This window comes from Polyangiaceae bacterium, assembly GCA_016715885.1.
In the GTDB taxonomy this organism is placed as follows: domain Bacteria; phylum Myxococcota_A; class Polyangia; order Polyangiales; family Polyangiaceae; genus Polyangium.
Genome location: JADJXL010000020.1, coordinates 1,169,752 through 1,190,354, shown reverse-complemented (window position 1 = coordinate 1,190,354; position 20,603 = coordinate 1,169,752). Strand labels below are relative to the sequence as shown.

The window sequence follows — 20,603 nt, the reverse complement described above, 5'->3', positions numbered from 1 at the left end:
TCCAGCGCGTACGTGGTCGCCCATGTTTGTGAGTGTGTTGGGCCACAAATCTGCCGCAAAGCACATGGCCACGACTGGTAAACGGTGGCTGGCCGCAAGCTCTGTGTACTCTGCCCATTTACCGCCGGAACCAAGCCAGCGTCGATTGCAACTTTTCTCGCACCAGCGTGCGCTCCTCGGCCGTCAAAAAACCAGTTGCCAGGAGCAGTATCGGAGCAGCGAGGGCGATGAGCATTTTGGCAAGAATTTCCAGCCCGATGGATAACCTTCCGTCAATCCCCACTGCCAGCACTGAAATGACGACGAATGTCACGAACAATCGACCGAGGCGCTTTTCGAATGGCAGCGCGACGACACGCCGAGCGCCAAAGCTAAAAAGCGCAGCAAGCGCACCGTAACCAATGACCGTGGCCCCGGCGGCGCCCAGGATGCCATATTTCGGTATCCACCAAATGTTGAGACCAATGTTGGCGAGTCCCGAGAGCAGTGTCAGAACCGGAATGATTCGCGTCCGCTCCGCTTGGAACAACACCGCGACTTGAATGAGGTAAATCGCCTGCAGAGGTCCCGCGAGCGCAAGGATGGGGGTGAGGGTCGCGGCATCAGCGAACTTGCTTGCGTAGAGACCGCGAATCATGGTTGGTGCAAAAATAACGAAGCCCAGCGTTGCAACGGTGGTGATGAGCAACGCGTACGTAATGGCTCGGGCGATGAAATCACGTTGCTCAGGCTTTCCAAAGCTTCTGACGAATTGAGGTACATACGCGCTGTTGATGGAGCTATTGATCATGAATAGCGAGCTCGTCGTGCCATAAGCCACGGCGTAGACGCCGACGGCATTGCGGTTGGCTAGCTTTTCGAGCAATAGCCGATCTGCAAGATCGAGCGCCCAATGGCTCGTTTGGTGCACGACCATGGGAAGCCCGAATGCAAGCGCCTTGCGCATGACTTGTGGATCCCATGCCAACCCTAGGGAGCGATAGGTATGACGCCAATGGCCGACGAGCATGATCGTCGAGCTTGCGATTTGCGCGGCAAATACCGAGATCACGCCAAGGTTCGTCGTGAAGAGCAGTCCAAACGTGATGACACTGCTGAACAAGGCGGTGAGGAAGCGAATGCCTGCGAGAAGTTTCGCCCGCTCCTGCGCGACCCAGACGCTCTGTGCGACCGAAATGAGCGTGGTGCAAAGCAATGTATAGGTGACGAACCGCCCATAAGGATAATATGAAATGTCGCCAAAGAGGCGCCGGTAGATGCTCGGACCGAAAATCTCCTGGATTATCGTCAGTAACAACGTCCAGCCAAGGAGAAACGTATTGATGGTGCCAAGGGCGCGGCGTCGAGCGGTTTCGTCATGCTCGGTCGCATAATAGATTCGGTTTGCAGCTCCATCGAGACCGACCCGATAGAAGTTACTCGAGAAATTTGTGAATGCCCGCGTGAGGCTGATCAGACCGAAGTCGGCGACCGTGAGGAGGTGCGAAAGGATTGGGTCCGTGACAAAGGAAAGGATTGATAAGAGCGTATGGCCAATGGCATAGATTGACGCATTCTTGAACAATCGCCGGATGCTCGACGCCGGAACGGCGTTTGCCGTGGTGTCGGTAGAGATCTTTTCGTCCGTCGCTGGACTCGGTTGCTCCGGCGTCACTTCAGCTTACTCAATCGCCACGTTTTACGTACGCGCGAAGAAAGGGAGGCAAGAGACGCGTTACGCGCTCCTGCAATTGCTTCAAGGCTGCCGCCCGGTTTTCCGTGATGATACGCGTCCGGTATGCTTCGGTACGCCGCCTGAGCTCCCCGCTTCGTTCGGGCCCCCATGCAAAAAGCTCCTGCAATTCGTCGCGATCTCGTTTGAATTCGAGCCCGAGCTCCTCGTCACCAATCGATTTATGACACATGCCCTCAAACTTGTCCCAGAAAAGACGCGGGAATTCCTGCTTTTGCCAGGCATGAAAAAGTTCCCCCGAGCGATCGATGCTGCCATCCAGGCCCGTCGGGGGCCCGTGCACGAAAAACTTTCTGCCGAGTGACAATGCATAAAATGCCGCCGTCTGGACGCGATTCGCCGTTACGTATTCACAGCGGAGCATCAGATCACGCATATCGAAGAGAAATCGCGGGTTGTTATCACGGTGTCCGACCGTGAGCACCTCCGCACCGAGCTCCTCGAAGGGGCGACGATATTCGGCAAACTGCATATCGTGCCAGTACAAGCAAACAGTTATCTTGCCAAAATCCTTCGAAATATCCCGAATGGCTTGAGCGTACTCCTGGAAATCCTGCTGGATCCGCTCTTTTTCCCAGCCATGGAAAGGCATGACGAGCAGCGATCGCGCTACAGGCTCGACTTCTTTGGCGGGCGGTAGATACAAAAATGGGGAACCCAGTGGCTCGACGCGATCCGCGAGGCCCGCCTTCCGACAATTTCGCAGGTTCCGCGCCGACCAAAGGAAAAATGGACACGGTCGCGCGCAGTTCACTTGGCTGATCGCGCTTCCCAAATCGTAGTTCCACCCGTGCTGCACATGCCCGGGGATGGGCGTGCCTACGGGTACTCCGGCGTACGCGTTGAGGATGTTCCGATGGCCATAATGCCCGTTGCTGCCTAACACTGCCGCGCACCAAACGTGGAAGTCATGGTTGTGTCAAGTGGTTTCTTTCGGGCAAGGCGACGAGATGCATCGGTACGACGCCGTCGCATCAGCGTGGTCGAAGCGTTCATGGTGAGCAAGGTAGTCGATACGCATGGAGATCCCACGCGGAATCGGGGTGCGTTTTGTGAAAACGCAGGCTCCAGCCACCTCGAGCGGCCTGAGCGGGAACCACCGGCCCGTTGCTGAGCACGTAGTCCGTGCCAAGCTGGCAGAGAGCATTCGTGTCGAGCCCCTCGATGTCATGTGGCGGCAACGCATTGGGCCAGCCAAGGTACGCTCGACTGCCCCACGCGTCGAAATACCAGGCTGCTTGTGGATCTCGTTCCAAACGGCCCGCTATGACGCGGCGAAATTTTTCCTTGTACCTTCGCGGGTAGATCTGGAGATAACCATCGACCGTCGACAAACCATTGATTTGCGCCACGGCTGGGTGCATGCCGAGACTGGCGACGCGGCTCGGCTGCACGGAGCTCTGCAGATCGGCGAAAAGATCGGCTGCGACAAACCGACGGAATGTCATTGGAGGCTTGGGTATCAGCCCGGCATGAAATGAAAACGTCCGCTCGAGTCCTACCCATGGCGGGCTCAAAATGAAGCACCACAATGGACTGATGAACAACAGCCATTTGACGGCACGGTACGAGAACGACGCGCCGAGTCGAACGGTGATATAGATCCAGGGCAAACCGACGAGCAGGTAAAACCGGTCCATCTGGATAAATCGTAACGGCGGGAATGGCTGCCGAAGTGCCGCAATCACCCGCCACTGCCAGAGCAAGTGAATCAACGCAATAACAAGCAACATGGCGATCGCTGGCGTTATGGATCGAATACGCTCCCGCGCCACCGACCCATTGCGCAATGCGGCGACGACTGCGGCCGCCAGCAGGAGCCACCCCAGCCGAGGGTACATCGGGGCATGATCCTGCCCCACCCAAAGGAATTGCCACGCCATGCCGAGAGCCCCGGAAAAGGGTTTTGCGAGCGTAACGGCGTCCCATGCATTACGATGGTGATCGTAACCCTTCGCCGTCAGTGCGATCAGGGGCCACTCGACGACAACCATCGTCGCCAAATAAAGGACCATGGCCGCGAGCGGTCGCCACGCGAACCCTTTGTCCTTCCACGCTCGAAGTAACCAGCAGACACCTAGCCCAATGAGAAGCGTCGGACCGCATTGTGCAAAGTTCGACCAAAATGCGAATGCAGGCCAAACGAGCCAGGCAAGCCAATTCGGTTTGGCGTCGTAAAGACGCATCCAGGACCACGCGAGCCACGGCAGACCAGCGATTGCCAATCCCGTCACGGATTGCCAAGGGGCAAGCGCAAAGCTTACCGCAGCCGCCACGACGGCGAGTGGGCGGAGGGATTCATCACGTGGCAGTGCCGTCGTCGCACCCGATACCCAGACCTCGGCACATCGAAGCGCTCCAGCAAGTGCTACTCCCCGGACGAGCGTGTCGTGCACGTTCCATGCGAAATACGGCGAGAGCCATGCAAATAGGATTGCGTCCAACTTGAATCCGGACGGCAAACTTCCCCTTGGCACGCCCCCGAGAATCGATGGGACGATCGCGTCGGGATCGCGCGTCCAAAGTAGCCCCGATTTGGCAAGCAAAGTTCGATGCGCAACCTCGCTGTCGAGCATATCGTGCACGACCAGCTGGGTATCCTGACCGCACAACCATTGCGGCAAAACATATACCGCGAGCAGCGCCCAAGGAAACCATCGCCAGAAACGTTCATGCTGCATGAGTTAGTACGGTATCGCCGCGTAATCCTTGTTGATCCCAAGGTCGGGTTCATCACGAACCATGGACCAAACGTCCCGCAGCTCAATGGGCAAGCCAGCGGATTTTGCGATAAGATCAGGATTCCACGGCGAGCGTTTCCAAATATCGATCATATACGCCCGTTTCTTGACATAACCGAGGTAGCGCTCGAGATGGGCATCGTCGAGGCCCACCGTGAAAAACATTGCGACGCGTTCGCGCTCGTATGGGCGCAAGAGGCTTTCTGGTACGAAGCGCAATTGTTTCGGACCAAGATGAATTCGGCAAAGCGGACCCTTGAGCAGCATGCCATTGGCGCTGTGGCTGGTGCGCAAACTCCAAATGACCACGTCGCCCAACGCTGTATCCATGTACACCGTGCGGCCGCGTTCCAGATCCGTCCAGTTATGCGAACCAGCGCGAATGTTGAGCCCGCCCGAATGGCGCGTGTGGTCCTGAAGATAAATTCCGAAACGAATCAGTGTGTACCTTCCCACCCAGTCCGGCGCTTTGGGATCGTTACGGTCGGCATTGTCCTTGTGATAACCGCGTCCGAAAATGCCGACTTTTGCTGTGGAATCGCCGAAGTACACGAGTTTGCCGCAACCGAGAATGCGCTGGCCGATGTCAATCAAGCGTGGGTCGAGCAGCACTTGACGCACGATCGGCGAGGGATGGGAGAGCATATCACCGTCATGCGTGGGATTCTCGAGGATGGCCTGGCGCCAAGCTTCAGCCTCTTGTGGCGAAAATACGCATCGAACAATCGTGTACCCATGTTTCCAGAACTTCTCGACGTCAACGTGCGGTGCTCGTGTCACGGCTGTTCCTCGGCGCAGAAGGCATGCTCAGCATCAAGCTCGAGCAGGCTCAGTTGTACCTGGTCGACCGAAATCGTCAACATCGACCGGCCATTATGTGCGCGACACGGCGTATGACCCGGATCACGATGCGGCGTTCGTAACCTGCGGCGAGCAAAGGCGCTACGTCGCTGCGCTCGGCATCGATTATAAATCCGGTCTCGCGGATTGGCAGTACTTTGCAGAATTCGACCGAGCGATGAACGAACCGGGCAACGTCGACGATATCGCGATCGCCGATTTCGATGGCGACAGGCGCTCGGACATCCTACGCGTTGGCGGCTTTTGATTCGATGACGACGGCTTTCGTCAACTATCGGCCATGTACGGATATGGCACGGCACGCGGCGGCTCGAAGTTTTCCTTGATCACGCGCGGTGAAACCCATCGCATCAAGTTCAGCGGGCTGCCCGCTTTGTCGTTCGTTCCAGATGCGCGCGCTCCTCCGAATGGCTGCTGTCCAACGACCGCCCCCGTCGGTTTGTCATTGATGTAGAAATTCCCAGCCGCGCGACGAAGCGCCTTTTGCGCCCGCTCGATGAATGCTCGATCCCGCCCGAACACCGCACCCGTCAATCCATACGGGCTCGTCTCGTCGCACAATTCGAGCGCCCGGTCCTCTTCGCCGTCCGGGTAAACCCATACCGTCAGCACCGGCCCGAATAGCTCGGTTTCCATCAGCATGTGCTTCGGATCGTCCGCTTCGATCACCGTAGGCTCGATGAAATACCCATCCTTGTCCGACCATTCCGCACCACAAATCACGCGCGCCTTGCCACTCGCTTTGCCCGCGAGCACCGCATTCGTGATGCGCGCATAAGCTCGCGCGTCGATGACGGCTCCCATGAAATTGCGGAAATCAGCCACATCGCCGATTTTGATCATGCGCGTCAATTCAACCATTCGCTCCTTGAGCGAAGGCCACATCGACTGCGGAATGTACGCACGCGACGCCGCGGAACACTTTTGGCCTTGGTATTCGAATGCTCCACGCACGAGCGCTACGGCCAGCGCCGTTTCATCCGCGCTCGCATGCGCAAAAACGAAATCCTTGCCGCCCGTTTCTCCCACGAGACGCGGATACGAACGATATCGAGAAATGTTTTCCCCGACTCGACGCCAAATTTGCTGAAACACCGGCGTCGAACCCGTGAAATGCACGCCGGCGAGCGACGGATGCTCGAGACAAACCCGCGTCACCTCCTCCGGATCGCCCGTCACGAGATTGATGACACCATCCGGCAATCCCGCCTCACGGAATAGCTCCATGATGAAATGCGCCGAAAGCATTGCAGTATTCGAAGGCTTCCACACGACCGTGTTGCCCATCAGCGCCGGCGCCGAAGGAAGATTTCCCGCAATCGCCGTAAAGTTGAACGGTGTAATCGCGTATACAAACCCCTCGAGCGGCCGCATCTCCATGGTGTTCCACATTCCAGGAGCACTTTCTGGCTGCTCGCTCACAATTTGCCGCGCGTACTGGACGTTGAACCGCAGAAAGTCGATGAGCTCACAAGCTGCGTCGATTTCGGATTGGTAAGCTGTTTTGCTCTGACCAAGCATCGTGGCAGCGTTGAGGATGGGTCGATACCTTCGCGACAAACGTTCGGCAGCTCGCAAAAATACGGCTGCACGGGCCGTCCAGGGAAGCTCGCGCCACATGGGCGCAGCTTTCAGTGCAGCCGCGATGGCTTGCGACGTGTGTTCGGCCCCGCCGACATGCGCCTTCGCAAGGAGCAAGTCGCGTCGATGCGGCGATCGGACCTCGAACTGGTTTGTCGTCGTCACTTCGCGCCCGTCGATGACCATCGGAATTTCGATGGTTTGACCAGACATGCGCGCGAGAGCTGCCTTGAGCTCGGCGCGTTCGGGCGTTCCGGGCGCATACGAACGAGTGGGCTCGTTGACTGCAACGGGCGTATTCACGATGGCGGCCTGCATGGCGCGCGAGTCTACCACCATTGTCTCCGCTATCCTCTCAGTATGACGACGAACCGTGCCCTTCACGCTGCACCTGCCGAGCTCATCGATGCATCGACGCGCAAACCGCGGTTCGGCACGTACGTCGGGAGCTTGCCGCCGGTCGATCTAGCCGCGACCGGAGCGTCTTTGCCCGAAATCCTGACTCGCGGCAAACGCTGGATGTACGTAATTCTCGCGTCGGACGAAGTGATCTGCTGCGCCGCTGTGGTTCGGCTTGGCTACGCATCGAACGCGTTCGCATTCGCGGTCGATCGCACGACAGGCTCGCCCATCGCCGACATCACCGCGATGGGACCTGCGTTCATCGCGTCCGTCAGCGATCGGGCAGGCGAGGGGTGTGATGCGAAATTTGGTTTGGGACCAAAGCAATTCTCGTTCGACCGGCCCTACGGCAGCAAGGACTACACCGTGAAAGTCCGCGGGCCGCGGCTCAGGCTCGATGCGCGGCTCTCCACGACAAACGCTCCGGAGCCCCTCGCGGTCGTCTGCGAGCTTCGTGGTGGACGTTTTTCGACGACGGAGAAACGAGCGCTTCTCGATGTCGAAGGCACGCTCATTGCCGGCGGCAAAACGTATGACCTCAAAGGAGCGTTCGGCGGCTACGACTACACAGCGGGGCTTCTCGAGCGACGAACTGCATGGAAATGGGGGTTTGGCATGGGTCGATCGTCGGACGGACGGCCGCTCGCGTGCAACCTCACCGAAGGGTTCGTCGGGCAGCGCGAGTGCGTCGCGTGGGTCGGCAAGGACGTCGTTCCCTTGGGTGCCGTGCAGTTTTCGTTCGACCGGAACGACGTGGTCAAACCGTGGAAAGTTCGCGCGGACAGAGGCGTGTTCGACGTGGATTTCGATGGGACGTACCTGCACGAAGAACGGCACAACCTGGTCGTCATCCAATCGAGCTTCCAGCAAGTTGCAGGGGCATTTCGAGGCAAGTTGGTCCTGCCGAACGAGACGGTCACGTTCGACAAACTCGCCGGCGTGACCGAAGATCAAGACACGCTTTGGTAGAGCGTACGGATCGCTGCCGGGTCTGAGTTTGTACGCTCGCTTCGCGCGCGTGGGACGCGCGCTACGCGAGGCTTGTTGACGATGGGGGGGCCGAGGCTCGCCTCCCGGTGCTTTGGACTGCGTCCAAAGCACGGCGAGGCTCGGCCCCCCATACCCCCCGGGATCGGATCGAAAGCTTGTCCGAGATTGTCACGCGCTCTAGGAAAGCGTCACGCCCTTGTCGGTCATGAGCTGCACGAACGCTGCTTCGTCGAGCAGCTTGGTGCCGTACTTCTTCGCCTTCTGCGCCTTGCTCGACGTCGGATCGTTGTCGCCGCTCACGAGGAATTGCAGCTCCTTCGTCACGCTCGAAAGCACGCGTCCGCCGTGCTTCTCGACAAACGCAGTCATCTCCGGACGCGGCTTGCTCAATGCCCCCGTGAAGCAGAACGACATGCCCGCCAAAGGTCCTTCTTGCTCCTGCGTCACGGGCACGATGCCTTGCGCTAGCAGCCGATGAATCTCGTCTTTGCGCGCTGCCAAACCCCGAACGATGTTGCCTGCCTTGATCGATCCGAGACCCGGGATCGACGCCAGATCTTGCTCCGTCGCCGCGAGCAATTTCTCGATCGTCGTATACCCCGCCGACACGAGCAGCCGCGCCGTTTGCATCGCAAACCCTTCGATGCCGAGCGCTGCGAGAAACACCGGAAGCGTCAGCGGCAAACGCGACCGCAACTCGTCCAGCACCTTCTTCGCAATCTTCTCGCCGCGCCTCTCGAGGTTCGCGATCTGCTGCCACGTGAGCTTGTACAAATCACCAGGCTCTTTGACGAGCTTCGCCTGCACGAGCTGCTCGATGAGTTTGTCGCCCCATTCGAGCGCGCCGATCGCCTCAATCCAGTTGAGGATGCGTCCTTCGATGAGCGCCGGACATTCTTCGTTGCGGCACAAAAGATATTCGCCGCTCGTCACGAGACCCGCGCCGCACGTCTTGCACTTCGTCGGCGGCTCCGCAGCCTTGCCGCGCTTTTCCACGACTTCCTCGACGTACGGAATCACGTCGTTGCGTCGCGACACGAGCACTTCGTCACCCACACCGATGCCGAGCGCTCGCACGTTGCTCATGTTGTGCAGGCTCGCGCGCTGCACCGTCGCTCCCGCAAGCTCCACCGGCTCGACGATCGCGACCGGCGTCACGCGACCACTAGGCCCCGTATCCCAAAGGATGTCGACGACCTTGCTGACCTTGGCCTGCGACGCGAACTTGAACGCGATGGCACCTCGAGGACGACGATTGACCTCACCGAGCAACGTTTGAGCAGCAATCGAATTTGCGCTGACGACCAGCCCGTCGATTTCGTAATCGAGCGTCGCGCGCGTTTCCGTCGAGTACCTGCGGTAGTGCGCGATGACCTCCTTCAGCGTTCCGCGCGCGGTCCACGGCGTCGCAAAACCCTGCTTGCGCAGGTAGGCAAACTTGTCCTCCTCGGTCTGGATTCCAAGGTGATCCGCGAGATCGTAAAACAGCACCGTCAAGTGCTCGCAACCTTGGCCATCGAAACGCTTCGACGTTCCCGCGGCGGCGTTGCGTGGATTCGCCACGCCGGGGAAGTACTTTTTCATGTCGGAGTTTTTCAGGATGATCTCGCCGCGGATGCTGAGCGTGTGTTTTTCACGCAGCTTCTGAGGCACCCCGCGCATGCGAGCGACGTTGGCGCTGATGCGTTCGCCAATGACGCCGTCTCCGCGTGTGATGGCATCGGCAAACCGTCCATCGCGATAAATCACCTCGATCGAGATCCCGTCGAGTTTTTCCGCGACCGACAAATTATCGCTGATGGGCTTGCCGCCCTCCTTCACGCTGAGCTCGTCGCATCGCGCGGCCCACGCTTCGAGCTCGCCTTCATTCACGACCTTGTTGAGCGATCCCATCGGGATTTCGTGCCGCGCCTTTTCCCATTCGGTCACGGTGACGGGCGTGCCGACATGCGCGAGCACCGGATGCGTCGGATCGATGTCGCGTAGTTCGTCCTCGAGCGCGTCGTAGGCGGCGTCGGAAATCTCCGGCGTGCCCGCGTAGTAGCTCGCTCGGTAACGGTCGATGCGCGCTGCCAGCTCGTCGATGCGCGAGCGCGTGGACAAATCCAATTGACCACTCGGTTCTGCTTTTTTCTGCTGCTTGCTCATCGTCGTTTCCTCGTTCGCCGTCACTTGCTACTCGAACACCACATCACCGCCACGCCTGGCCGCATCGAGCATGTCGTCCATGCCCATCGCGAGCGGCCGGGGAATCTCGTCTTCGTGAAACAGCCGTACTTCTCGGATTTCGAGCGGGTTTGTCGGGGCCTGGCTTGGCGCGGCCACGCGTGCCGTTATGACGATCGTGACCGCGTGAAATCGCAAATCCCGATCGGGTCGCGAAAACACGCCCACGACTGGACCAAGCTCTACATCGAACACACCCGCCTCTTCACGTAGCTCGCGAATCGCGGCCTCGCGCAACGTCTCTCCCCACTCGAGCGTTCCGCCGGGCAACGCCCACGTGCCCGTATCGCCCCGACGAATGAGCAGCCACCTTCCATCGGCCACGCGCGCCGCGACCGCAATGCCTACGACCGGCCGTCGCAGAAGATGCCTGCCCACTTCACGAGCGAGCCCGAGGACGCTCGCGGGCAACCAAGAAAGGGGCCCCATCGGACGCGCAGGATAGCCACGTTCCGCAGACGGGGAAGGGAAACGTTGCATCGCCGGCGACGGAGATTTGCCCGATGCACGACCTAGCTCACGAAGGCCAAATGTAACTAGGGTAGGGCCATGCAAGATCGGATCGTCGCGGCAGCAGTGCAAATGAACAGCCAAGCCGACGTAGCGAGAAACCTGGATCGCGCCGAGGTGCTCGTGGCGGAGGCTGCAAGGCAAGGGGCACGCATCGTCCTGCTACCGGAAAACTTCGCCTTCATGGGAGGTGAAGACGACGAACGCCTGCGCGTCGCCGAACATCTCGACACCGATGAACCCGGCATCATTCGCAAGTTTCTCGAGACAAACTCACGAAAACATGGCGTATGGATCATTGCCGGTGGTTTGCCCGAGGCGTCGGCGGACGCAACGCGCGTGCACAACACATGCGTCGTCGTTGCGCCGGATGGCTTGGTGACGGCGCGTTATCGCAAGATTCACATGTTCGACGTCGAAGTTGGAGATGGGCAGCGGTATCGCGAATCCGCCTCGTGCGCGCCCGGGGACAAACCCGTCGTCGCAGCGGTTGCGGGAGCGAGTGTGGGTTTGTCCATTTGTTACGATTTGCGATTCCCCGAACTCTACCGAGCGCTCGTTGCCGAGGGCGCCGAGGTGCTCGTCGTGCCGGCCGCGTTCACGCTCGCGACGGGCAAGGATCATTGGCACGTGCTTCTGCGAGCGCGCGCGATCGAATCGCAGTGCTACGTCATCGCTGCGGCGCAGTGGGGAGTGCATCCCAAAGGTCGAAGGACGTACGGCAAGTCGTGCATCATCGATCCGTGGGGCGAAGTCATCGCGCAAGCTTCCGAGGGCGAAGGCGTTGCGTGCGCCACGCTTGATCCGGCCTACCTGCATCACGTACGCTCGAGCCTCCCGTCGCTGTCACATCGACGCTTGGCAGTTGCCGCACCTCGATGAAGGTTCGGCGCGCCATGACAGCCATGTCATGCGGCGCGTGAAGAGCCGAGGTGCGGAGTCGTGTGTGCGGCGTGGTTGTCGCACTTCATAAAACTCAAAAAACTTGGGACACAAAATGACGAAACCCGTGTTCGTTGCTGGAGGACAAACACGGGTTCGGTGATGTGTCGATTCAGTCGATTCCGAGCGTGTTCATGGAGGCGCGATGCGCCACCATGAACGATGCTTTCGCCGACGCTCAACGCTTCGCGAGCAGGGCGCGAAGTTCAGCGGGACGGCGGAAACCAATGCGGCGAGCGACTTCGCCTTCGTTCAGACCCTCGGCCAAAAGCTCGCGAGCCTTTTGCGCTCGAACTTCGTCGTAGAAGACGTGCGGCGACCTTCCGAACGCCGCGCGGAATTGCCGCGCGAAGTGAAACTCGGACAAGTCCAGATCGAGCGCTACTTCATACGAACGCACGCGCTGCCCACCCTCGGCAGCAGCACGGATGCGATCGCGCGCAACGATCATGCGCTCGGGCGTCGTTCGCGGAATGTTCGCAGCAGGAATCCGAGGCGGAATACGCGGCAGCGTCTGCGTAATGGGCGCTTCGCGGGGAGCAAAGGGCGGCATGCGCAGAGCCGACGAGGATAGATGAGCCTCGGAGGGTGTGGTCACCATCGCCAAAGAAAGTGCATCACTCACGGGAACCTCTCCTTGTCACGGGGTTGTTACCGCGCAGTGCGCGGCGCCGTGACGGCACTCGGATGCCTTTGCAACCCTTGGGCCGACGCCAATGCCCGCTCGATCGCCCGTGCGTCGGAGCACCTACGCAGTCGAGTTACCACCTAACTGAAAGTAATTTGAATCACGCAACAGGTGCGAAAAACCGTTCCAATCCCGCAGTTTCACGACGCTCGAGCCGCCTTACGAAGCGCCAAAGAATCGATGCTCAATCGCTGCGCGATGTAGTTTAAATTGCTTTCGATTGCGCAACACCTGCGGCACGTTGAGCCATTTCTGCTCAACTCGAGCAGGAGTCGCTCCGGCTGATCGCGGTGCTTGGCGGAATGCGCGTAGACGAGCGCCAAGTCGGCGCAACCAAAGGCGCGAGATCCAACGCGAATCGCAATGTTGTGGGCTAGATATCGAGCTCGGCCGATTGCGCTCGATCCATGATGAACCGAAAACGCGCCTGGGCGTCCTTGCCCATCAGCTCGTTGAGAATGCGGTCCGTCTCGATCTCCCCTTCGATGACCACACGCAACGCCCGACGGCGCCGTTTCTCGAGCGTCGTTGACTTGAGATCCTCCGCAGGCATCTCCCCAAGCCCCTTGAACCGCGATACCTCGGGTTTCACATTCTTCGGTAGCTTCGCCAACACTCGATCCCGCTCCTTCTCATCGAGAGCCCAGTATGTTTCCTTACCGGCGTCGATTCGATAGAGCGGAGGTTGCGCAAGATAGACATGCCCACCTCGAATCAGTCCTGGCAGGTGCCGATAGAAGAACGTGAGCAACAAGGTGGCAATGTGCTGCCCATCACTGTCGGCGTCCATCAGCAGGAAGATGCGCCCATAACGCAGCTTCGACTCGTCGAAGTCTTTGCCGAAGCCGCAACCGAGCGCGCTGACGATGTCCTGCAATTCCTTGTTGGAGAGCACCTTCGATGTCGACGCTTGTTCGGCATTCAAAACCTTGCCGCGCAGCGGAAGGATTGCCTGCGTGCGCCTGTCGCGGCCTTGTTTGGCCGAGCCGCCTGCGCTGTCGCCCTCGACGATGAAAAGCTCGCTTTCGTGCGGGTCTGTCGAGGCGCAATCGGCGAGCTTGCCGGGCAAGTTGAGCCGATGCGAGATGGCCGTCTTGCGGACGACTTGCTGCGTGGCTTCGCGCCGAGCTTCGCGCGCGCGGGCGGCCAAGATGCCGCGCATGACGATCGCTTCACCTGCGGTGCCGTTTTCGAGCAGCCACTGTTCGAGAGCCGGACGAACGGAACTTTCGACCATCGGTCCCGCTTCGGGATTGTTCAGCCGATCCTTCGTCTGTCCCTGAAATTGCGGGTTTTGAATGTAGATCGACAAGAGGCCGACGATGCCTTCGCGGATGTCTTCCGCGGCGAGCGTGACGCCTTTGACCTGGATCTTCTTGGCTTCGATGAAGGCGCGCACGGCCTTCACTATCGCAGTGTTGAAACCGTTTTCGTGCGAGCCGCCCGAGTGCGTCGGGATGCCGTTGACGTACGATCGCAGCGATTCATCGGGTGATTCGGTCCAGCAAAGGGCCGCTTCGAGCATCTCGCCGCCGGGAGCCGTGTGCCGATGAATGAAGGGGCTCGGATGCACGAGCGACTTGCCACGATGCGTGACGAGCTTGGGCAAATAGTCGGCGATGCCGTTTGGATGGAGAAACTCGACCGTTTCGCCATTCGTCGGATCCTTGAACGTGATGACGAGCCCACCGTGCAGGTACGCCTTCGCTTCGAGCCGCTCCTTGATGGTGTCGACATCGAAGGTTGCTTTGTCCCCAAAGATTTTCGGATCGGGCCGGAAGTGCAGGATCGTGCCGTGCTTGCGCGTGGTTTGTCCGCGCTTGAGTTTGCCCGTGGGCACGCCGCGGGAAAACGACTGCACGTGCTCGTGACCGTCGCGCAAAACCTTGACGTCGAGCACTTCGGAGAGCGCATTCACGACGCTCGAACCAACGCCATGCAAGCCGCCGCTCACCTTGTAGCTGGAGGTCGCGAACTTGCCGCCCGCATGGAGAGTGCAGAGGATGAGCTCGAGCGCGGGCCGGTTGTACTTGGGGTGAATGTCGACGGGGATGCCGCGACCATCGTCGAACACGGTCACGCCACGACGATCTTCGTCGAGCGTCACTTCGATGCGCTTGGCGTGCCCGTTGATGGCTTCGTCGACCGCGTTGTCGACGATTTCCCAGAGCAAGTGGTGATAGCCGCGGATGTCCGTGCCGCCGATGTACATGGCGGGACGTGCACGAACGGGCTCCAGCCCCTCGAGTACCTCGATGTCCTTGGCCGTGTAGCGAGATGCCGCTGCCGTCGTTTGAGCAGTTGCCATGGATCAGCCCTCCACCTCGGCCGCGCGGTTGAGATTCGGAGTGGCGATCGGAGGCATGATCATTCGCATCACACGATCCTTCTTCCCCGTGATCTGCCGGCCGTATTCGCCGCGTACGCCCGAGATCTTCTCCACGGTTTCGCGCACGATCTTGCCCTTCTCCGTCTCGACTTCGACGAGATCCTGATTGTCGAGCATTGCCCCGACGAGACGTTCGCCCTCGTCGACCTTCATCACGATCGACCCTTTGCCTGCGCCCGACAATGCCGCGATCTCGTCGATGGGCACGCATAGCGCAAAGCCGTTCGTCGCGGCCAGCACGACGCCTCGAGCATTCTGCGGCAAGAGCACTGCGAGGACCTCGTCGCCCTCGTTCAGCTTGGCAAACTTACGCCCTGCGCGCGTCGAAGGCTCGCGATGGTGATGCAGCGGGAAGCGGAAACCCAAACCTCCACGCGTCAGCGCCAAACCGTACGGACCGTCGGCCTCGGGTGAATCATCCGTCGGTTCACGCAGCTCTTGGCCGAGCACGCGGGGATCGAGCGAGAGCATCGCCACCATGCGTTCTCCGTCCGCCAGCTTGAAGAGCTTCTGCACGGGGTCGCCGTATCCCGTCGAAGCGGGCACGTCGTGGATGCGGCAGACGTAACACGCGCCGAAGTTCGAGAAGAACGCGACCGACGAACGCGTCGAACCTGCAACCGCCGCGAGCACGCTGTCGCCTTCGCGCAATCGTGTCTGCGCCGGATCTTTGATTTCGCGCTGTCGTTTGACCCAACCCTGCGCCGAAAGAATCACGTTCGCGTCTTCCGCGACGATGAAGTCTTCCGCTTGGAATTCGGGTTCGTCCACCGAAACCACGATCTTGGTGCGGCGTTTGTCCGCGTACTTCTCCTTGAGCTGGGACAGCTCGTCGCGGACCACCTCCCAGCGCCTCGGCTCGCTCTTGATGAGCGCTTCGAGCTTCCGGGCTTCGCCGCGTTTTTCCGCGAGCTCCTTGCGGACGACCTGAATTTCGAGGCGCGCCAAACGATATAGTTTGAGCTCCAAGATTGCGTCCGTTTGCTCTTCGGACAGGTGAAACCGCTTGATGAGTTTGTCCGCAGCGTCCGCTTTGCCTTCGCTCTTGCGGATGATGGCGATCACTTCATCGAGGGCGTCGAAGATGAGATCGAAGCCTTCGAGCAGATGAATGCGCGCCTTGAGCTCCCCCAGCTCGAACTCGAGACGACGCGTCACCGTGGCCAGGCGGTACGTGAGGAACTGGTTCAGGATCTCGTCCAGCGACAAACGCTTCGGCGCCGAAAGCTCGGGATTGTCCGTCGGAACCAGACACGTGAGGTTCACTGGAATGTGCACCGAAAGCGGCGTGTGCTTGTAGAGGTACGCCATCACGAGCTGCGGATCGCTGCCGCGCTTGATCTCCATCACGACGCGAACGATGTCGGTGGACTCGTCACGCACGTCGAGCAGTGGCGGCAGCTTCTTCGAGTTGATGACCTCGGCGATCTTCTCGACGATCGACTTGCGCTCGATGGCGTACGGAACCGACGTGACGATGATGTACGAAGCGCCGCGCTTTCCGTCTTCCTCTTCGAGATGCCATTCGCCGCGCAGCTTCAGCGACCCTTGCCCTGTCGTGTAGACCGCTTCGAGCTCGCGTTTCGTCGCGTGCAGTTGCGCGCCCGTGGGGAAGTCTGGCCCTTTGATGTGCCGCAGAAGTTGGCTCACGGGCAGGTCGCGCTGATTCGACAGCGCGATGGCTGCATCGAGCACTTCGCCGAGGTTATGCGGCGGGATGCTCGTCGCCATGCCTACGGCGATGCCTTGTGAACCGTTCACCAAGAGGTTGGGGAAACGGGCCGGCAGGACGATGGGCTCGCTGCGCGTTCCGTCGTAGTTCGGGCGCCATTCGACCGTGCGTTTGCCAAGCTCGCCGAGCAGCTCGAGCGCGAGCGGGCGCAACTTCGCTTCGGTGTAACGCATCGCGGCCGGTGCATCGCCGTCTGGAGAACCGAAGTTGCCTTGGCCGGCGACGAGCGGCGCACGCATCGTGAAATCCTGCGCCAAACGCACCATCGCGTCGTAAATCGCCGAGTCGCCGTGCGGGTGATACTTGCCCATCACATCACCGACGACCGCAGCACTCTTGCGCGGCCGAGCGTCCGGGCTGAGGTGCAGGTCGTGCTGCATCGCGTACAGGATGCGGCGCTGCACCGGCTTCAGGCCGTCGCGCACATCCGGCAGCGCGCGCGCCGTGATCACGCTGAGCGCGTAGTTCAGGTAGCGACGCTGCGCTTCCTCGGCGAGCGACGTATCCGGGATGGGTGGCGGCGGGCCCGGAGGGTCGTTGTCGGCCGGCGGAGGCGGGTTGCGCCGAGATCGTCGGCGAGAACCCTCACCGTCGATGGGCAACGGGAGCTGCGATGCTGTGGCCACGAGGGGTTTCTCCAGGAGTTTGGCAGATCAGCCGCAAACTTGGCTGCACGAACCCACCTTCAATCGTAGGGTGTACCCACGTTCAGTAGGCTCGTGGACTGGCATGCCATTACCCACGCATCGTCGATCGGTCAAGCCGCGCCAGCATCGTGCCTGGCTCCCGCGACCCATCCGCCCCACTTCCAAGCCATGCTTTCGACCACGTGAATTCCCCGACGACAAACATTCTCTTGCCCGACTTAGACCGGCAAAATGTCCTCTTCAACCAGGGTGTCCCGGTCGTCGAGAGGAAAAACCCGTCGTTGTGACCTTGAGACCGACGCCCCGCTGGGCTAGCCAGAGCCGCCACTTGTTCCCTACGCCGAACCCTCCGCTTCGCCTCCCGATCGCCCCGCGGCTTTTGCCGACGAGCGTTCTCTTGGTCGTGTTGTCGACCTTCGGGCTGTTTCCCGGCGTCGGATGGGCCCAAGGAAAGGGCGCTGCCGAGGGCCAACCCGCAAAGCCCGCGCCTTCGGCCAAGGCGAAACCAGCGCCACAAGAGCCGCAAACGCAGCCTCCTGCAGCTCCCGCAAGCGACGACGCCGACGAGGAAGAAGACGAGGACGAACCCGCAGCTCCGGGCGCTCCAGGTACGGGACAAACCCCAGCGCAACCGGCACAAGGCGCCGCCGCTGGTGCAGCCGCAGCACCCGAAGATGCGCCTCCGCCCGTCGTTCTCGCACCAACCGAAGCCGAGCAAGCACGCGGACAAACCGTCGCTCGCGTGACGATTGCCGGCAACAGGCGCATCTCGGGCGACGACATTCGCGCCTACCTCAACACGGCGCGCGAAGGAAAAACGTTCACGCCCGAAGGACTCGCTCGCGACGTTCGCGAACTGTGGGACTCGGGTTTCTTCGAGGACATCGAAGTCGATCTCACGCGGCGCGACGACGGCGCTCACCTTCGCATCCTCGTTCGCGAACGCCCCAACATCAAAGCGATCGAGTTCGACGGCAACGCGAACATCAGCGCCGAAGACCTCACCGAAGCGCTCGGTGTGGAAGTCAAAACCGGCACGATCATCAGCTACAGCGCGATTCGTCGAGGCATCCAGAAGTTGCGCGACAAGTACGCGGAGGAGGGCTACTTCCTCGCCGAAGTCACGCACGAACAGGTGCCGCAACGCGACAACCAAGTGATCGTGAAGTTCAAGGTCAAGGAACACGAACGAGTCACCGTTCGTCGCGTCACGTTCATCGGGAACACCAGCATTCCCGAATCCGAGCTGCGCGAGGTGATGATCACTGGCCAAGGCAGCTTCTTCGATTTCGGCACCGGCGGCGCGTTCCGCCAAGATGCTTTCGAACGCGACGTTCTCGTCATTTCGGCGCTCTACTACGACCGCGGATTTCTATCGGTTCAGGTCGCAACGCCGCGCGTGATGCTCACGCCGGATCGGGGCGGCATCGAAGTGACGCTCACGATCAACGAAGGCCCGCGATACAAAATTCGGCAACTTCGCGTGTACGAACGCGATGCCGAAGGCCGTGAAATCGAGCCGCTCGGAGGGCGCAGGCAACTGCGCGAAATGATCCGCGCCAAGAGCGGCGATTGGTTCAACCGCGCCGAGCTCGCCGCAGACCTCGCGAAAATCCAAACGCTCTATCGCGACGCAGGCTACGCGAACGTCGAAGCTCCTCCCGCTACGGATCTCGATCCCGAGACGCAAGAGGTCGACATCATCGTTGCGATTCGCCGCAACAAACCCGTCAAGATCGGTCGCATCGAGATCAAGGGCAACACGAAGACGCGCGACAAAGTCATCCGTCGCGAGATGGAAATTTTCGAGGAGCAGCTCTTCAGCGAATCGAAGCTCGAACGAAGCAAGCGCCGCATCACGATGCTCGGTTATTTCGAGCGCGTAGATATTTCGACCGAGCAAGGCGACGACTCGGAACACATCAACATCAACGTCGAGGTCGCGGAAAAACCCACGGGCACGTTCCAAGTCGGCGCAGGTTTTTCCAGCATCGAAAACTTCATCGCCACCGCGCAAATCCAGCAACAAAACCTCTTCGGTCGGGGGCAATCACTGTCGCTGCAAGCGCAAATCTCGGGTCTGCGGCAGCTCATCGATCTTCGCGTCTTCGAGCCCTACCTGTTCGATACGCAAATCAGCGGATCGATCAGCGTCTACGACCAGCTTCGACTGTTCGACACGTTCTCCCAAACCTCGACGGGCGGATCCCTCACGCTCGGCTACCCAATCATCAACCCGGAACTGCGCACGTCGCTCACGTACACGCTCGAGAATAACGACATCTCGAATCAGACGACGTCGACGATCTTCGGTACCGCCGCATCCATCAGCGTCTTTCCGCGTTTGCCCCTGGCAAACCTCTACCAGATCGGGCTCACGTCGAGCATCCAGCCGACCATCACGTTCGACACCCGGAACAACCAGCTCTTTCCATCCGATGGCTGGTTTTTGCAAGGTTCGGCAGAGATCGCCAGCCGCTACATCGGCAGCGACAACGACTTCATCCGCTATCGCTTGACGGGGCGGTTTTACCATCCGATCACGAGCTGGCTCGTGTTCAAGACGCAGGGCAACTTTGGTCTCATCACGAGCCCGTCGGCGCAGGGCGTACCCATCTACCAGCGGTTCTTCCTAGGCGGCATTCTCGACGTGCGCGGCTTCGGCTTGCGCAGCCTCGGCGCTCGTTTGCCCCTGACTCGCTCGCTCGATCCGAACTCCAGTCCCTGGCCGAACGGAGCGATCATCGGCGGCAACTTGATGTACTACCAAAACATCGAGCTCGAGTTCACCATCCTCGAACAGCTCGGCATCCGCGGCGTGCTCTTCACCGACTTCGGCAACGCGTGGAACCTCGAGCAGAATTACTGCAAGGCGGCACCGGCTGCGCCGTATCTCGAGACAAACCCGTGCTTCTCGGCGGAAAGCTTGCTCGCCATCCGCGCATCGTACGGATTCGGCATTCGCTGGTTCTCACCGCTGGGCCCGCTCCGTTTCGAGTTCGGATATCCCTTCAAAGCGCTCCCGTACGAGAACGTCAGCCCGTTCCAGTTCACTATCGGCAACTTCTTCTGAGAGCGTTTGGCTGGCTGCTGCGCGCTGCGATGCGTCGGTCGGACTTGCTCAGCGTACGAAGTACGCTTCCGCCGTCCTCCCTAGCGTCG

General features: G+C 60.2%; 14 protein-coding genes. 4 read left to right on the top strand and 10 right to left on the bottom strand.

Annotated features, from left to right (window positions below):
* Positions 1-118: 118 nt before the first annotated feature.
* The 4 genes from IPM54_30225 to IPM54_30210 form a co-directional block, all read right to left on the bottom strand.
* Positions 119-1,654, bottom strand: coding sequence for an oligosaccharide flippase family protein (locus IPM54_30225; protein ID MBK9264067.1), 1,536 nt, complete (start codon positions 1,652-1,654; stop codon positions 119-121).
* 10 nt (positions 1,655-1,664) lie between these two features.
* Positions 1,665-2,618, bottom strand: a complete 954-nt coding sequence (locus IPM54_30220) for a hypothetical protein (protein MBK9264066.1) — start codon at positions 2,616-2,618, stop codon at positions 1,665-1,667.
* 106 nt (positions 2,619-2,724) lie between these two features.
* On the bottom strand, positions 2,725-4,413 hold the full coding sequence (locus tag IPM54_30215) for a hypothetical protein (protein ID MBK9264065.1): 1,689 nt from the start codon (positions 4,411-4,413) through the stop codon (positions 2,725-2,727).
* A gap of 3 nt (positions 4,414-4,416) precedes the next feature.
* Positions 4,417-5,253 carry a hypothetical protein gene (locus IPM54_30210; protein MBK9264064.1) on the bottom strand — a complete coding sequence of 279 codons (837 nt, stop codon included), beginning with the start codon at positions 5,251-5,253 and terminating at the stop codon, positions 4,417-4,419.
* Positions 5,254-5,350: 97 nt separating this feature from the next.
* On the opposite strand from IPM54_30210, the gene IPM54_30205 reads away from it, so the two are divergent.
* Positions 5,351-5,581 carry a hypothetical protein gene (locus tag IPM54_30205; protein ID MBK9264063.1) on the top strand — a complete coding sequence of 77 codons (231 nt, stop codon included), beginning with the start codon at positions 5,351-5,353 and terminating at the stop codon, positions 5,579-5,581.
* Positions 5,582-5,601: 20 nt separating this feature from the next.
* Here IPM54_30205 and pruA read toward each other — a convergent pair whose 3' ends face one another.
* A complete protein-coding gene (gene pruA / locus IPM54_30200; protein MBK9264062.1) occupies positions 5,602-7,233 on the bottom strand; it encodes an L-glutamate gamma-semialdehyde dehydrogenase in 1,632 nt (543 codons plus the stop codon).
* A gap of 42 nt (positions 7,234-7,275) precedes the next feature.
* On the opposite strand from pruA, the gene IPM54_30195 reads away from it, so the two are divergent.
* The gene (locus tag IPM54_30195) at positions 7,276-8,286 is read left to right on the top strand and encodes a DUF2804 domain-containing protein (protein ID MBK9264061.1); all 1,011 of its coding nucleotides are present in this window, start codon (positions 7,276-7,278) and stop codon (positions 8,284-8,286) included.
* A 198-nt stretch (positions 8,287-8,484) separates the two neighbouring features.
* On the opposite strand, the gene ligA is transcribed toward IPM54_30195, so the two are convergent.
* Together ligA and IPM54_30185 are read right to left on the bottom strand one after the other, a co-directional pair.
* A complete protein-coding gene (ligA, locus tag IPM54_30190) occupies positions 8,485-10,455 on the bottom strand; it encodes an NAD-dependent DNA ligase LigA (GenBank protein ID MBK9264060.1) in 1,971 nt (656 codons plus the stop codon).
* 27 nt (positions 10,456-10,482) lie between these two features.
* Positions 10,483-10,944 (bottom strand): NUDIX hydrolase, encoded by a 462-nt coding sequence (locus IPM54_30185; protein MBK9264059.1) that lies wholly within the window; start codon positions 10,942-10,944, stop codon positions 10,483-10,485.
* A 138-nt stretch (positions 10,945-11,082) separates the two neighbouring features.
* On the opposite strand from IPM54_30185, the gene IPM54_30180 reads away from it, so the two are divergent.
* Complete coding sequence (locus tag IPM54_30180; protein ID MBK9264058.1) at positions 11,083-11,925, top strand: carbon-nitrogen hydrolase family protein; 843 nt, start codon at positions 11,083-11,085, stop codon at positions 11,923-11,925.
* A gap of 238 nt (positions 11,926-12,163) precedes the next feature.
* Here IPM54_30180 and IPM54_30175 read toward each other — a convergent pair whose 3' ends face one another.
* From IPM54_30175 to IPM54_30165, 3 genes are all read right to left on the bottom strand, one after another.
* Positions 12,164-12,610, bottom strand: coding sequence for a helix-turn-helix domain-containing protein (locus tag IPM54_30175; protein MBK9264057.1), 447 nt, complete (start codon positions 12,608-12,610; stop codon positions 12,164-12,166).
* A gap of 436 nt (positions 12,611-13,046) precedes the next feature.
* Positions 13,047-14,981 (bottom strand): type IIA DNA topoisomerase subunit B, encoded by a 1,935-nt coding sequence (locus IPM54_30170; protein ID MBK9264056.1) that lies wholly within the window; start codon positions 14,979-14,981, stop codon positions 13,047-13,049.
* A gap of 3 nt (positions 14,982-14,984) precedes the next feature.
* Positions 14,985-17,420 carry a DNA topoisomerase 4 subunit A gene (locus tag IPM54_30165; GenBank protein MBK9264055.1) on the bottom strand — a complete coding sequence of 812 codons (2,436 nt, stop codon included), beginning with the start codon at positions 17,418-17,420 and terminating at the stop codon, positions 14,985-14,987.
* A gap of 103 nt (positions 17,421-17,523) precedes the next feature.
* On the opposite strand from IPM54_30165, the gene bamA reads away from it, so the two are divergent.
* Positions 17,524-20,514, top strand: coding sequence for an outer membrane protein assembly factor BamA (gene bamA, locus IPM54_30160; GenBank protein MBK9264054.1), 2,991 nt, complete (start codon positions 17,524-17,526; stop codon positions 20,512-20,514).
* Positions 20,515-20,603 lie beyond the last annotated feature (89 nt).

What these genes read in the sequence shown, in the direction of transcription:
- IPM54_30215 (MBK9264065.1), bottom strand. Translation starts at nt 4,413, where the DNA reads ATGCAGCATGAACGTTTCTGGCGATGGTTTCCTTGGGCGCTGCTCGCG.
- pruA (MBK9264062.1), bottom strand. Translation starts at nt 7,233, where the DNA reads ATGCAGGCCGCCATCGTGAATACGCCCGTTGCAGTCAACGAGCCCACT.
- IPM54_30195 (MBK9264061.1), top strand. Translation starts at nt 7,276, where the DNA reads ATGACGACGAACCGTGCCCTTCACGCTGCACCTGCCGAGCTCATCGAT.
- ligA (MBK9264060.1), bottom strand. Translation starts at nt 10,455, where the DNA reads ATGAGCAAGCAGCAGAAAAAAGCAGAACCGAGTGGTCAATTGGATTTG.
- IPM54_30180 (MBK9264058.1), top strand. Translation starts at nt 11,083, where the DNA reads ATGCAAGATCGGATCGTCGCGGCAGCAGTGCAAATGAACAGCCAAGCC.
- IPM54_30170 (MBK9264056.1), bottom strand. Translation starts at nt 14,981, where the DNA reads ATGGCAACTGCTCAAACGACGGCAGCGGCATCTCGCTACACGGCCAAG.
- bamA (MBK9264054.1), top strand. Translation starts at nt 17,524, where the DNA reads ATGCCATTACCCACGCATCGTCGATCGGTCAAGCCGCGCCAGCATCGT.